Genomic DNA, 13,516 nt, shown 5'->3' with positions numbered 1-13,516 from the left:
CGCTCAGCTCCCGCGATAGGTCGAATAGCTCCAGGGCGAGATCAGCAGCGGCACATGGTAATGCGCGCTCGTGTCGGCAATGCCGAAACGGATCGGCACGAGATCGAGAAACGGCGGATCGGCGAGAACTTGGCCGGTCTTCTTGAGATAGGCGCCGGCGTGGAAAAGCAGCTCATACTGCCCCTTCTGGAAGCTCTCGCCAATCAGCATCGGCCCGCCATCGACACGGCCATCCGAATTGGTGACAACCGACTTGATGCGAACGGGACCATGCGCCTCCAGCTTGAACAGATCGATCGTCAGCCCCTCAGCCGGCTTGCCGAGCGCGGTGTCGAGAACATGCGTGGTGAGGCCGGTCATGGCGTGGGCTCCTCGATGATGAAGGGTTCGGAATAGAAATATTCCTCGAGATTATTGCCGGGCCCGGTCCGGTCCACAACGAGAAAATCGCTGATCTGCCCAAGAGACATCAGCGGATGATGCCAGGTCTTGGCGCGATAGTTCACGCCCTGATGCGCGCCCGCCAGAAAGACCTGCGGCACACCCGGCTTTCCACCTTCATCCTCCGCCACGACAACAAGGAAAGGCCGCCCGGATAGCGGCGAGAACGACTGGCTGCCAAACGGATGCCGCTCCATCATGTCGACCGAATAGGGAAACGCCCGCGGCTGTCCCCGGAAAATATTCAGAATGACGCTCGCCCCCTCGCCCAGCGCCTCAGCGGATGCCAGCGCATGAAACCGCTCCGTCGTGCCGCCATTGATCAGCCGCATGGTCGAAGGATCGGCCTCGATGACATCACCGAAGGGCGCGAAGGCGGATTTGGTGAGGGGATGGATGGGGAGAATGTGTTTCAAGGCTGGTTACCGATGCTACTCTTCAACGTTGATGCCGTCCAAGTGTGCGACCAGCGACGGCAGTGATGTCCTGACCGTTTGATACACGATTTCCAGATTGATGCCGGAATAACCGTGAACGATCCTGTTTCGCAGGCCGCGCATCTCATGCCACGGAAGCGACGAATGATGGTCAACGAAATCGAGGTGGCGTTCGACAATCCGCGCAGATGCCTCCCCGATAATGATCAGGCACATGATGACGGCCCTCTGAGTCTTCCGGTCAGCCTCGAAAGCTTGAAGACTCATGCCGCCCAGAAACGACACGGCATCGGACGCAGCCAGGCGCATATCGGCAACATAATCTGGAAGTCGCCGTTCCCTCGTCATATCGGCCGGGCTTCGCTCAACACTTGCTGACGGATGCGCGGCGGAAAATCTCCGGGCGTCATGACATCCACCTTGGTCTGGAGAAGATCCTCAAGGTCGCTCAACAATCCGCCGATATCAAACAGCGTCGTCCCCGGCAGCGCATCGACCAGAATATCGACATCGCTATCCGGCCTGTCATCGCCGCGCGCCGCCGAGCCGAAGAGGCGCGGATGCGCCAGCGTCGGGTAACGCGCCGTCAACGCCCGGATTTCGGCGGCCTTCGACCTTACAAGTTCGGATGGCCGCATGGCCGTGCTCCCTGAAGCCTTGTCGGCCTTCAATATAGTGCAGATCAGACGACCCGTCATCCTTGCCTCACCAGGCAGATTGAAAACCCGCCCGCTCCCTTACGGAAGCATGCTTGTCAGCCGGAGAAGCGCAATGCGTTCCACCTGCGCGGACGCGGTGGCAAATTCCCTGCCCCGATCGTTGTTGATACGGGTTTCAAAGGCCGAGAGAATGTCGTCCTTGTTCAGCCCCTTCACGGCGATGATGAAGGGAAAGCCGAATTTTTCCACATAGGCGTTGTTGAGCGCGGTGAAGCGCGCATGCTCTTCGGCACTCAGGCGATCGAGCCCGGCGCCGGCCTGTTCCTTGCGGCTGTCTTCGGTGAGTTCACCGGCAATGGCGAGCTTGCCGGCCAGATCTGGATGCGCTCGCAGCACGGCAAGGCGTTCAGCCTCCGAAGCCGCGCGAAAGGCGGCAGTCATGGCAGCATGAACGCTGGCCGCGGTTACCGGCTCGGCGATCCCGACACCATAGGCCCGCTCGGCCACCCAGGGAGAGTGTTCAAACACGCCGCCGAAGCGCTCAACGAATTCATCTTTGGTCACGATGCATCATTCCCGAATTTCCGTCGCAATAGACCAGCGCAAACCATGCCTTTCAAGGGGGCTCATTCAGGGGACCATAAAAAAAGCCGCCCGGGTTCAACCGGACGGCTCGCCTGCTGAAATCGGCTTGCAACATCAAGGCCTGAATACTCTGCCGCGCGAGGCCCACACATAAGGCGAGCATTCGCCGAAGACACATCGCGCCCATAGAATATGAGGAGCGACTGTTACAGCGTTGTGAAAGCGCCGGCGATCACTTCGGCAGATGATGTTCGTACCAGTGGTTGGCGATGTCGATGCGGCGCGGCACCCAGACCTTTTCGTGCGACAGAACATATTCGACAAAGCGCTTCAGCGCCGCCGCGCGACCGGGGCGGCCGACAAGACGGCAATGCAGGCCGATCGACATCATCTTCGGCGCACCTTCCTTGCCCTCTTCATAGAGCGTGTCGAAGGCATCCTTGAGATAGGTGAAGAACTGATCGCCCGAATTGAAGCCCTGCGGCGTCGCAAAGCGCATGTCGTTGGTTTCAAGCGTGTAGGGGACGATCAGGAACGGCTTGCCATCGATCCCCGGCACCCAGAACGGCAGATCGTCGGAATAGTTGTCGGAGGAATAGCGGAAGCCCCCCTCCTCCATGACGAGCCGCAACGTATTGTCCGACGGCTTGCCCTGATACATGCCAAGCGGGCGCGAGCCGGCAACCTCGGTGTGAAGTCGCACGGCTTCCGCGATATGGGCACGCTCCACCTCTTCCGGGAAATCCTTGTATTCGAGCCAGCGATAGCCGTGGGAGGCGATTTCCCAGCCGGCCTCGTTCATGGCCGCCACGGCTTCCGGATTGCGCGCCATGGCCAGCGTCACGCCATAGACCGTGACCGGAACATTCAGCTGCGTGAACATGCGGTAGAGCCGCCAGAAGCCGGCGCGGGAGCCATATTCGTAGATCGACTCCATGTTGAGGTTACGCTGCTTCGGCCAGGCAGCCGCCCCGACAATTTCGGAGAGCAGGCATTCAGACGCCGGATCGCCATCGAGAATGCAGCTCTCGCCGCCCTCCTCGTAGTTCACCACGAACTGCACGGCCACGCGCGCGCCACCCGGCCATTTCGGATCGGGGGTGTTGCGGCCATAGCCAACGAGGTCACGGGAGGTCTTGACGTCGACAATCATCTGTTCTGCCTTCGGATGTGATGCGGTTTCTGCCATCGCAGAAAACTGCAAACAGCCGTGCCAGTCCAGAGCGAATTTCGCGTTTGCGAAGGTCAGATCAAGCCTGAAGCCAGCTTATCGCCTCGTTCCGTTCGGCGAGCGAAAAAACCCGGGTTTCCACCGGGATCACGAAGGCGAAGTTCCGCGTCAGCCCCGCCATGGTCGCATTGTCCGTCACGAAGGCAAACTTCTTGAAATCGCGAAAATGCTTGAGCCCGAAGGCGAGATCGTCGAGCATCGCTGCCATTTCCATGCCGTGGAAACCGTCCGGCATGACGAAGAACAGCCTGACCGGTCCGCTCTTCACGGCTGCGTCCATCGCCGGCATCAGCACCGTCTCGTAATCCGCTGCGGTCAGCTTTCCACACGCCTCGAAACCCAGAATGTCCGGCGGCAGGTCGGTCAGATGCGTGAACATGAAATGCTTCTTTCGTTTCTCGTCAGATTGAGCTGAGAGTCCAAACGCAACGGAAGCAGAATAGTTCAACCCAAGCCAAGCGGCTTGATCTCGAACAAGCGCGCATCAGGCCAGATGATGCGGAACGCGGAATGTCCTGGGTATGGCGACTTCGGCCGTGCCGAGGACGGCTTGCAGCGCGGCATCGGCCAACCGATGCGCAATGCCGAACGAAACCTTGAAGCCGCCCGTCAGCGCAATGATCCGCTCCGCACCCGGCAAGGGCCCGACCAGCGGATCGCGCGCCGCCGCCTTGGGCCGCAGCCCCGCCCAGCGATCAATGACGGCGGCACTCTCCAGCGCTGGCACCAGCCCACGCGCCCGCGCGATGAGATCATCCAGCTGGTGATCCGTCGTGAATGGTTCGTCGAACGCATTTTCGCTGGTCGAGCCGATCGCAACCCTGCCCCCCTCATGCGGCACCACATAGAGCCCGTCGAGAAAGATCAGCGGCAGGGAGGGATCGATCTCCGCCGCGAGCAGCGCCGACTGACCTTTGACAGGCACGCCCAGCGGCTTTTCCCGTGGCGGCAGCAGGCGTTCCAGCATCGGGAAGGCCTTGTAGCCGGCGGCGATGATGGCATGGCCGAAGGCCACGGTTTCGCCCGAGGAGAGCGTGGCGCGAGCTGCTGCTGCATCCAGATCAATCACCGCCATACCCTCGACCACCGTGACATTCGGCAGGCGCCGCAGCGCATCAATCAGAACCGCCGTGAAGGCGCGCGGATTGGCGCGGGCCGCGAATGTATCCAGCACAAAGCCGCCCTCGATGCCCTCCGCCAGCGGCCAGCCAGGTGCCGACGGCGCGTCCGTCACACGCCACTCGAAGGTTCGACCGTCACTCGCCCGCCAATTCGCCCGCGCGTCCACTTCGTGGCGAAGCGCAATGTCGCGCAGATGCGGCTTGGGCAAGGGGATCAGGCGGCCGGCGCGGGCATAGCCGGTGGAGAGGCCGGTCGCAGCCTCAAGCGCGCCAACCTCGGCCTCCAGGGACAGGAGCGCGTCAAACTGAAACTGCTTCTTTTCGTTCCACTTGTCCGGCATATGCGCCATCAACGCACCGAGATGGCCATGGCTGGCGCCCTGTCCAAGCCTCCCCTCATCGACGAGCAAGACGTCGAGACCCGCCCGCCCCGCTTTCAGCGCGGCCCAAAGCCCCATCACTCCGCCGCCAATGATCAGGACATCGACGGCACGGCCCCATTGACCGCCAGTGTTCGGCGCTTTATCGCCTTCGGTCATGGACAAGGAAACTCCCGCAAAACCCGAGGCCGGAAAGCCTCAGCCGCTCGAATGGCTCGACGGCGATATGCCCTATTCGACCGCCTTTGGCGACCATTTTTATTGCCGCGAGGATGGCCGCGCCGAATGCGCCTATGTCTTTCTCGACGGCAATGGCCTGCCGGGGCGCTGGGCGGAAGGCGGCGAATTTACGATCGGCGAGCTCGGCTTCGGCACGGGCCTGAATTTCTGCGAAACGCTTCGGCAATGGAAGGCGTTCGAAAAGCCGGCTTCGGCGCGCCTGCATTTCATCTCCTTCGAACTTTACCCGATGGAGCGGGACAGCATCGCCAAGGCTCTCTCCCGCTGGCCATTGCTGGAGGCCGAGCGCGACGCGCTCACGGCCCGCTGGCCCGACACCCCGGCAGGAACGGTAACACTTGAATTCGGCGACAATGTCCGCCTCTCCGTCGTCTGCGGCCCGGCGCGCGCCAGCATCGAGACCAGCAGCCGGACCTTCGACGCCTGGTATCTCGACGGCTTCGCGCCCTCGCGCAATCCGGACATGTGGTCGCCGGAAATCATGCAGGCACTCCATACCCATACGACCGACAACGGCACCTTCGCCACCTATGCCGCTGCCGGTTTCGTCCGTCGCAATCTGCAGGGCGCAGGTTTCACCGTGCTTCGGCGGCCGGGCTTCGCGGGCAAGCGCGAGATGCTTTATGGATTTGCGAAGACGCCCCCTCGATGATAAACTTCATCCATGGTTGCCACACGATCGATATCCAAGTCCAAGGCTTTGCGTGAGGCCACATCTGACCTCACGGCGGATATCTCGCGGCTGCGCGAAGCCTATTTCGAGGGCAAAGCCAGCGGTGACGGCGATGTGGTTCGTCCCGAAGAGTTTCTCAAGGCGCTGAAGGCGGAACGCGACAGCCGTGGCTGAATACCGGCTTACGCCGCGCGCGAAGCAAGACCTCAAGGATATGTGGCAAGGCATAGCGGCTGAAAACGAGCCTGCCGCAGACCGATTGCTGCTGAAACTGTTCGACCGCTTCGAGACCGCCACCCTTTACCCACGTATGGGACCGGCAAGACCGGAAATCGGCCGGGATGTGCGGCTTTTGATCGAAGGGCGCTACGTTGCGATCTACGAACCCGCCTCATATGGAATATTGGTCGTGGCAATCGTAAACGGCTTGCGCGACCCCAACCACTGGCTGGACTGATCTTCATAACCGCCAAAACAACAAGGCCCGCCGTCGCCGGCAGGCCTTTGGAACTGTGCGGGTGCTTGAAACCAATCAGGCGGTTTCGAGATAGTCCGAATTGCCATCGGGCTCGCGCAGCACATAGCCGCGGCCCCAGACGGTTTCGATGTAGTTGGCGCCGCCGGCAGCATTGGCGAGCTTCTTGCGCAGCTTGCAGATGAAGACGTCGATGATCTTCAGTTCCGGCTCGTCCATCCCGCCATAGAGATGATTGAGGAACATTTCCTTCGTCAGCGTCGTACCCTTGCGGAGCGAAAGCAGCTCCAGCATCTGGTATTCCTTGCCCGTCAGGTGAACGCGCTGGCCGCCGACTTCAACCGTCTTGGCGTCGAGGTTCACGATCAGGTCGCCGGTCGCGATAACCGACTGGGCATGACCCTTTGAACGACGAACGATGGCGTGGATGCGGGCAACCAGTTCGTCCTTGTGGAAGGGCTTTGTCATGTAGTCGTCGGCGCCGAAGCCGAGACCGCGAACCTTGTCCTCGATGCCGGCCATGCCGGAGAGGATCAGGATTGGCGTCTTCACCTTGGACAGGCGAAGCGTGCGAAGCACTTCATAGCCGGACATGTCGGGAAGGTTGAGATCGAGAAGAATAATGTCGTAGTCATAAAGCTTGCCGAGATCGACGCCTTCTTCACCGAGATCGGTGGTGTAGACGTTGAAATTCTCGGATTTGAGCATCAGTTCGATGCTCTGCGCGGTGGCGCTGTCGTCTTCAATAAGTAGAACCCGCATTCTCTTGTCCCCTTTTCCGCCGCTCTAAAGGTCCCTCGTCGGCTGCCCCACGCGATACGGATCCAGTCGTTGCCTGATTTGAAGCTGCCACGAAATGGTTAACAAATTCTGATTCACCATGGCAAGATGTATCGGAATCGTTAAAGAAATTTCTCAGCCCCCTGATTTTCATAAGAAATCGGATTAAGAGATTCTAACTTTCAACGTTAAGAAATCCCTTTAACCGACTCTTTGGACTCAGCAATGAGACGTGGGTGTTTTTTGCCCTTGTCGTTTACTGACCCTTAAATCATCCCGTTTATCATTCACCATGGCCGTAAACGAATGGTTACCAGCGGTAGGAATTCATTAAGATTGCCGCGGATTTTTCGCTTATCGCCGGGAATTGCTGCGCCATCATGGCGTCCATAACCCAGAAGGTCTCACTTCACGGGAGTATTGCGTAATGAAGTCACGTGAGAGCCTCGTTCGCCTGAAAAACTTTCAGGTTAACGAAAAGCGCCGCCAATTGAACCAGTTACAGATGATGATGGCGGATTTCGAACGGATGATCAGGGATCTCGAGGCGCAAATCGCCTTCGAGGAGAAGAAATCGGGAATCACCGACCCGAATCACTTTGCCTATCCGACCTTCGCCAAGGCGGCGCGTCAGCGTGCCGACAATCTGCTCGGGTCGATCAAGGAACTGAAGGTGCAACAGGACGCCGCCGAACTGGCGCTGGAAGAGGCGGAAGCCGAATACAGCAAGGCGGCAGCGCTGGAAGAACGCGACACGGCCGCACGCCTGCGCGCCTGACAGCGACCGGCAACAACTGAGCCGACCCTACGCAAGCGCCTGGCGTCAGGCGTTTGCGCGGGGTCACGCTTATTCTGGATGAAGATGCGTCTCCAGGGAGCCGGGGTGCTGGTCAGCGCCCCGTTTTTCTTGTTGCTGTCTTCCTTAATTCAGGATTGCGGCCGGATTTCCGCCAAGAGCGACCTGATGGCATCCGTGTCATACGGCTTGCCAATATTGATGGTGTCGCTCAGATCATCCGGCAAGCGCGCACTATCGCCGTAGCCCGAGGCAAATGCGAACGGAACGCCGAGTTCACGCAGCCGGCGGCCAATATCGAAACTCGTATCTGCGCCGAGATTGATGTCGAGCAGCGCGAAATCGAAAGGCCTTGAGGTGCTTTCGATCGCCTGCAGGGCGCCCTTGACGTTCGGCGCAACAACCACCTCCGCAGCCCCCAGGGACTGGAAAATCTCCTCGGCTTCCAGACCAATGATGAGGTTGTCTTCAACGACGAGAACACAGGACACGGGTTCGAACCCGTTGGGCGAGACCACCGTCTCCTTTCTTCGTTCCTCGACCCCGCCCGGATCCAGACTGAAATTGTGGCCGGGAAGCTCGAAATAGGCCAGGACGCCGGCAGGGTCGTAGACGATGTTGGTTTCGCCGCCGAGTTCAAACGGAACTGTCCGCTCGACGATCGTCGAACCGAAACCGCGACGTTTGGGCGGCGTCACCGCCGGACCACCGACCTCACGCCAATTGATGGCGAGGCTGCCCGCATCCGTGATCGAAAGACCGATCTCGACGCGGCCGGATTTGTCGGACAGGGCGCCGTATTTCGCCGAGTTCGTGAGCATCTCGTGCATCACGAGCGCCATGGAGGAATAGGCTTGCGGTTCCAGCATGACATTCGGCCCGGTCAGGATCACCCGTTCCCTTCTGTCGATCAGATAGGTCTCGGCTTCCGTTTCCAGGAGCTGCCGCAAAGAAACGGCCGACCAGTTCTGCCGGGTGATGTGGTCATGCGCGCGCGCCAGCGATTGCACCCGGCTATCGAGCTTGCGGACGAATTCGGTGGTCGTGTCACTGCCGCTGTTCGTCTGTGAGATAAGCCCGCGAACCAGACCGAGAATGTTGCGAACACGGTGATTGAGTTCTGCGATCAAAAGCTCCTGCCGTTCAGCAGCAACCTTCTTTTCCCGCCGGGCCTCGTCCGTCAGGCTAAGCACGATTTCAAGCAGCATGACCCGCATCTGGACAGCGGTGCGAACGTCGCGTGCGCTCCACGGAATGCTTCGACAAAGCACGGTTTCCTGCCACGCCTCGAAACTCTTGCGCGGGGTAAGACGCGCGCCATTCGGACCAAGGGTCACCGGTTTCCGCGGGTCCCCTGCCCACTTGACCTGCCGCACCTGCTCGTTGCGGAAGAAGAGAACGTAGTCGCGCGGTGATCGAGAAATCGGAATGGAAAGCACACCGGACGCCACGTCCGCGAAAGCGCCGGCGTCCGGCATGAAGCTGACAAGGCTGTCGGTTTCAAAGACCTTGTTACCGGGCAAACCATTCAGGAGCGCGCAGATATGCTGCACGTCGACCGTGCAGGGCGCGCTTCCCTGCAGAACAATCGCATCATCGTGAACAACCGCATAGCCATCTGCCTTGAGCAGGTCCATGAAGCTTCCGGCGGTCGATAGCAGCACATCGAAGACCGCGGCGCCGGCCGCAACGTCACGTGTGATCCTGGTCGTAATCTCGAAGACCAGCGTATCGCTCGCCTTCTCCTCGGCGCCTTCCCGCATCTGGATGATGAGCGAGAGCATCTGCCCGAAGAGAAGCGCCGAGTTGCGCTGGCTCATCGAAGGCCGATGCGGCGTGTCATGATGGCAGGCGATGAGACCCCACAATTGCCCGTTCACGACAATTGAAATCGACATCGACGATGCCACGCCCATGTTTCGGAGATATTCGATATGGATGGGCGAGACAGATCGGAGCCGGCTGCCTGACAGATCAAGAACGCCCGCCTCGGCCGTGGAGGCGCGACCGATGATCGGTGCGCCTTCGTCGTCCACGTCGGCAATCAGCCGGATCGGGTTCTCGACGTAGAGTGCGCGCGCCTGTTTCGGGATATCACTGGCCGGATAGCGAAGGTTGAGAAAAGGGTCCTTGCCATACCGAACGGCTTCCGCAACGACCTGCCCGCTGGCATCGTGCTGGAACTGATACAGCATGACCCGGTCGAACCCGAGCACCATGCGAACAAAACGAACGGTGTGCTTGTACACCGCCTGCAGCGACGGTAGATCGGCAATCTGGTCGATCGCGGTTCTGACATTGGTGAGATCCGTCGACATGCTGTCGAGCGCGTCGGCCGGTTCGAACTCCATGACGATCTGACCGCCGGAAATGTGGACCGATACGTCAAAGGCACTGTGCGTCGTCTTGAGTTCGACCCCATAGATGACTTCGACGCCGCGCTTCGGCCGCAGAAATTGCAGGCGATTGCGAATGGAGTGTATGGCCTCGCGTGGCAGCAATACATCGGCCGGCTGTCCCAGAAGATCGATGGCCGCTTCACCGGAAATCTCGACAATGTTCTCGGACGCCCAGGAAATGGTCCAATCACTATCGACGGCCAAGAGATATCCGAATTTCTGGACGCGCCCTAAAAGGTGAATCGGCTCCGCGTCGCAATTAGTCAAATCAACGTCATAGGCCATCTAGCAACATATTCCCCCGAGAGCGCTTCCGGCGAAACCAGTATTGTTGGAGGCGCTCTATATTCTGTTAACACGCGGTACAGGCGCTAAAGCAGCCCCCGCCATCCGACCGGCATTCTCTAGTCCAACACCGACAAATACGTCCGGAACATGTTTTCTGCAGCATCCGCGGCGCCATCAATATTCGCTCGCGATTGCTCGAGTGACGAGAGCCAATCGAGGAAAGTTCTCCACAACGGTCTTTCCCTGCCCTGGCAAAGAAAATTCACCGGATGTCGAGCCCCGCCCTGTCCAATCAACGAGGCGAGATAGGCTCCGCCGAGACGCGAGCCTTCAAGGACGTAACAGATACCAGCCACGGATGTCTTTTCATTTAAAAAAGACATGTTTTCGACTGCCGGCATGGGGATCCCGAGTGCGCAGAAATCGCTCTGAAGCGAGCCGTTGCGCAGGCGGTCTTTGGCGTCCGGAATCTCAAGGAACTCGCGCCGGCCGGCAAGCCACGTCTCCGCAGCCGGGATGATGCGTGCATGCATCGTCAGGAAACGGACATAGCCTTCTTCGCTGAGAACCGATCTGTCCGCCACTTTCTCATCAAGAGCGCGATGAAGGTCTACCGTGCGCGCACGGATCTCTTTCAACAGTTCATTGCTCGACGAAGCCGTCGAAAGGGTGGCTCCGGTCATTTATGCAGGCATCCCAGCGGACGCATCGCGGGCAGCGTCGATAGCCTGTCGCAGACGCTGCGGGTCGGACGGCTTCATGATCACCTGCGCGCCCTCGTAGCGCACCGCAAGATCGTCGCCTTTTACATTTGCAGTGTGAAATATCAGCGGGACCTTTCGCCCCTCAAGCTGATCCGCAACAGGATAGATCTCGCCGTCGATCAGGTTCACGTCCAGAAGCGCAATCTCGGGGGTGACATCCTGAAGATAGGACGAGGCCTGCTTGATCGACGGAAACGGCCCTATGACATCAAGCCCGAGGGAGCTCACCACATCCTCGAGCATCCACGCGATCAGTGGCTCGTCTTCCACGATCAAGACACTGGACTTCAGAAGTTTCATAAACACCACTCCCTGACGGGCTCACATACCATTCTTTCGCTTCACAGCTCGACTAGAAAACGGACGCGTCGAAAATAAGTTCCAGAAAAGAAAGAAATAATTCCGGCTCGGAAGGTCAAGTAAATTAATAAATGTAAACAAATAAATAATTAACAGAATTTAACTTTTGAGACCTGAAAGTAATTCAATTGACCACCTAACAAGTAGAAAACCGGGACATATTCAGACCCGCAACCCCGCTTGAAGATACAGAAAACCCGGGTGTGCAAACACCCGGGCAACGTCTGCAACAAAGGCAAGGTCGATCAATCGACGTTGAACGCCAAGGGCTTGGCCTGGCGGATCGCCGGGTGGGCGGTCAACTTGGCCAGAACTTGCGGCTTCACCTTTTCGTCGACATAGAGAAGCGCGATGGCGTCGCCACCCTGCTTGTCGCGGCCGAGCTGGAAGTTGGCGATGTTCACGCCGCCCTCGCCGAGCGTCGTGCCCATGAAGCCAATCATGCCGGGAACGTCGGTGTTGGCGATGTAGATCATGTTGGCGCCGACATCGGCGTCCATGTTGATGCCCTTGATCTGGATGAAGCGCGGCTTGCCGTCGGAGAAGACCGTGCCGGCGACGGAGCGTGTCTGCGTCTCGGTCGTCACCGTCAGCTTGATATAGCCGTCATAGACGCCCGTCTTGTCGCGCTTGACCTCGGAAACGATGATGCCCTTTTCCTTGATCATGATCGGTGCCGAAACCATGTTCACGTCGGAAACCTGCGGACGGATGAGACCGGCCAGCAGCGCGCTCGTCAGCGCCCTGGTGTTCATCGTGGCGGTGACGCCATCGAACAGGATCTCGATTTCCTTGATCGGACCTTCGGTGACCTGACCGACGAAGGCGCCGAGGCAATCGGCAAGCCGGATGAAAGGCTTGAGGATCGGGGCTTCTTCCGCCGTGATCGACGGCATGTTGATGGCGTTGGAGACGGCACCCTTCACGAGGTAGTCCGACATCTGCTCGGCCACCTGAAGCGCCACGTTTTCCTGGGCTTCCGTGGTCGATGCGCCGAGGTGCGGCGTGCAGACAACGTTGTCGAGACCGAAGAGCGGGCTTTCGGTCGCGGGCTCAACCTCGAACACGTCGAAGCCGGCACCGGCGACATGGCCAGCCTTGATTGCTTCGGCAAGCGCTGCCTCGTCAACCAGACCACCACGGGCGCAGTTGATGATGCGAACGCCGGGCTTGGTCTTGGCGAGCGCTTCCTTGTTGAGGATGCCGCGCGTCTTGTCCGTCATCGGCACATGCAGTGTGATGAAGTCGGCGCGGGCGAGCAGCTCGTCCAGCTCGACCTTCTCGACGCCCATTTCCTGCGCGCGCTCCTTCGACAGGAAGGGGTCATAGGCAATGACGTTCATCTTGAGGCCAATGGCGCGGGCGCAGACGATGGAGCCAATATTTCCGGCGCCGATGACGCCGAGCGTCTTGCCGGTGATTTCGACACCCATGAACTTCGACTTTTCCCACTTGCCGGCCTGCGTCGAGGTGTCGGCTGCGGGCAGCTGGCGGGCAACCGCAAACATCAGCGCGATGGCATGTTCAGCCGTCGTGATCGAGTTGCCGAAGGGCGTGTTCATCACGATGATACCGCGCTTGGACGCAGCCGGGATATCAACGTTGTCGACGCCGATGCCGGCGCGGCCGATGACCTTGAGGTTGGTCGCGGCTTCGATCAGCTTTTCCGTCGCCTTGGTGGCCGAACGGATGGCAAGACCATCATATTGCGGGATGAGCTCGAGGAGCTTTTCCTTGTCCTTGCCGAGCTTCGGCATGAAATCCACTTCAACGCCGCGATCGCGGAAGATCTGGACGGCGGTTTCCGACAGTTCGTCAGATACGAGTACGCGAGGTGCCATGGTGAGGCCTCCTGAAAAGGGTTCTAATTCTGTCTCGGGAATGTCG

Annotated in this window: 17 protein-coding genes; 4 read left to right on the top strand and 13 right to left on the bottom strand. The window is 59.4% G+C overall.

Going from position 1 to position 13,516, the window contains the following annotated elements; genetic code table 11:
- Nucleotides 1-3: 3 nt before the first annotated feature.
- The 8 genes from uraH to LQK84_RS14525 form a co-directional block, all read right to left on the bottom strand.
- Nucleotides 4-360: a hydroxyisourate hydrolase gene (gene uraH, locus LQK84_RS14560; RefSeq protein WP_112628036.1), complete on the bottom strand. Its 357-nt coding sequence runs from the start codon at nt 358-360 to the stop codon at nt 4-6.
- A complete protein-coding gene (locus tag LQK84_RS14555) occupies nt 357-857 on the bottom strand; it encodes an ureidoglycolate lyase (protein WP_230829442.1) in 501 nt (166 codons plus the stop codon). The genes uraH and LQK84_RS14555 overlap by 4 nt, the downstream gene beginning before the upstream one ends.
- A gap of 15 nt (nt 858-872) precedes the next feature.
- A complete protein-coding gene (locus LQK84_RS14550) occupies nt 873-1,226 on the bottom strand; it encodes a HepT-like ribonuclease domain-containing protein (RefSeq protein ID WP_230829441.1) in 354 nt (117 codons plus the stop codon).
- Nucleotides 1,223-1,516, bottom strand: coding sequence for a nucleotidyltransferase family protein (locus LQK84_RS14545; protein ID WP_230829440.1), 294 nt, complete (start codon nt 1,514-1,516; stop codon nt 1,223-1,225). The genes LQK84_RS14550 and LQK84_RS14545 overlap by 4 nt, the downstream gene beginning before the upstream one ends.
- A gap of 99 nt (nt 1,517-1,615) precedes the next feature.
- Complete coding sequence (gene uraD, locus LQK84_RS14540) at nt 1,616-2,104, bottom strand: 2-oxo-4-hydroxy-4-carboxy-5-ureidoimidazoline decarboxylase (protein WP_230829485.1); 489 nt, start codon at nt 2,102-2,104, stop codon at nt 1,616-1,618.
- Nucleotides 2,105-2,354: 250 nt separating this feature from the next.
- A complete protein-coding gene (gene puuE, locus LQK84_RS14535) occupies nt 2,355-3,311 on the bottom strand; it encodes an allantoinase PuuE (protein WP_230829439.1) in 957 nt (318 codons plus the stop codon).
- A gap of 61 nt (nt 3,312-3,372) precedes the next feature.
- The gene (locus tag LQK84_RS14530) at nt 3,373-3,732 is read right to left on the bottom strand and encodes an STAS/SEC14 domain-containing protein (RefSeq protein ID WP_230829438.1); all 360 of its coding nucleotides are present in this window, start codon (nt 3,730-3,732) and stop codon (nt 3,373-3,375) included.
- A gap of 105 nt (nt 3,733-3,837) precedes the next feature.
- A complete protein-coding gene (locus LQK84_RS14525) occupies nt 3,838-5,013 on the bottom strand; it encodes an NAD(P)/FAD-dependent oxidoreductase (RefSeq protein WP_230829437.1) in 1,176 nt (391 codons plus the stop codon).
- On the opposite strand from LQK84_RS14525, the gene mnmD reads away from it, so the two are divergent.
- The 3 genes from mnmD to LQK84_RS14510 are packed head-to-tail and all read left to right on the top strand — an operon-like array spanning nt 5,012 to nt 6,224.
- Complete coding sequence (gene mnmD, locus LQK84_RS14520; RefSeq protein ID WP_230829436.1) at nt 5,012-5,746, top strand: tRNA (5-methylaminomethyl-2-thiouridine)(34)-methyltransferase MnmD; 735 nt, start codon at nt 5,012-5,014, stop codon at nt 5,744-5,746. The two genes, LQK84_RS14525 and mnmD, sit on opposite strands and share 2 nt — an antisense overlap.
- Before the next feature lie 12 nt (nt 5,747-5,758).
- Nucleotides 5,759-5,941 (top strand): hypothetical protein, encoded by a 183-nt coding sequence (locus tag LQK84_RS14515; RefSeq protein ID WP_230829435.1) that lies wholly within the window; start codon nt 5,759-5,761, stop codon nt 5,939-5,941.
- Nucleotides 5,934-6,224, top strand: a complete 291-nt coding sequence (locus LQK84_RS14510) for a type II toxin-antitoxin system RelE/ParE family toxin (protein ID WP_230829434.1) — start codon at nt 5,934-5,936, stop codon at nt 6,222-6,224. Before LQK84_RS14515 ends, LQK84_RS14510 begins: the two co-directional genes overlap by 8 nt.
- Nucleotides 6,225-6,299: 75 nt before the next feature.
- Here the strand turns inward: LQK84_RS14510 and ctrA are convergent, their stop codons facing one another.
- Entirely contained in the window at nt 6,300-7,004 is a 705-nt protein-coding gene (gene ctrA / locus LQK84_RS14505; RefSeq protein ID WP_109856845.1) for a response regulator transcription factor CtrA, read from the bottom strand.
- 445 nt (nt 7,005-7,449) lie between these two features.
- Here ctrA and LQK84_RS14500 point away from each other — a divergent pair, with 445 nt between their 5' ends.
- Nucleotides 7,450-7,800: a flagellar export protein FliJ gene (locus tag LQK84_RS14500; protein WP_230829433.1), complete on the top strand. Its 351-nt coding sequence runs from the start codon at nt 7,450-7,452 to the stop codon at nt 7,798-7,800.
- A 149-nt stretch (nt 7,801-7,949) separates the two neighbouring features.
- Here LQK84_RS14500 and LQK84_RS14495 read toward each other — a convergent pair whose 3' ends face one another.
- The 4 genes from LQK84_RS14495 to serA form a co-directional block, all read right to left on the bottom strand.
- Nucleotides 7,950-10,502, bottom strand: coding sequence for an HWE histidine kinase domain-containing protein (locus LQK84_RS14495; RefSeq protein WP_269072076.1), 2,553 nt, complete (start codon nt 10,500-10,502; stop codon nt 7,950-7,952).
- Between the two features lie 119 nt (nt 10,503-10,621).
- Nucleotides 10,622-11,188, bottom strand: coding sequence for a biliverdin-producing heme oxygenase (locus tag LQK84_RS14490; RefSeq protein WP_230829431.1), 567 nt, complete (start codon nt 11,186-11,188; stop codon nt 10,622-10,624).
- Nucleotides 11,189-11,569 carry a response regulator gene (locus tag LQK84_RS14485; RefSeq protein WP_230829430.1) on the bottom strand — a complete coding sequence of 127 codons (381 nt, stop codon included), beginning with the start codon at nt 11,567-11,569 and terminating at the stop codon, nt 11,189-11,191.
- A 305-nt stretch (nt 11,570-11,874) separates the two neighbouring features.
- Nucleotides 11,875-13,470 carry a phosphoglycerate dehydrogenase gene (serA, locus tag LQK84_RS14480; RefSeq protein ID WP_230829429.1) on the bottom strand — a complete coding sequence of 532 codons (1,596 nt, stop codon included), beginning with the start codon at nt 13,468-13,470 and terminating at the stop codon, nt 11,875-11,877.
- Nucleotides 13,471-13,516: the final 46 nt, after the last annotated feature.

The sequence above is a fragment of the Rhizobium sp. C4 genome (genome assembly GCF_021026315.1).
Taxonomy (GTDB): Bacteria; Pseudomonadota; Alphaproteobacteria; order Rhizobiales; family Rhizobiaceae; genus Ensifer_A.
The sequence above is the reverse complement of the archived record's forward strand: the minus strand, read 5'-3'. Positions and strand labels throughout refer to the sequence as shown.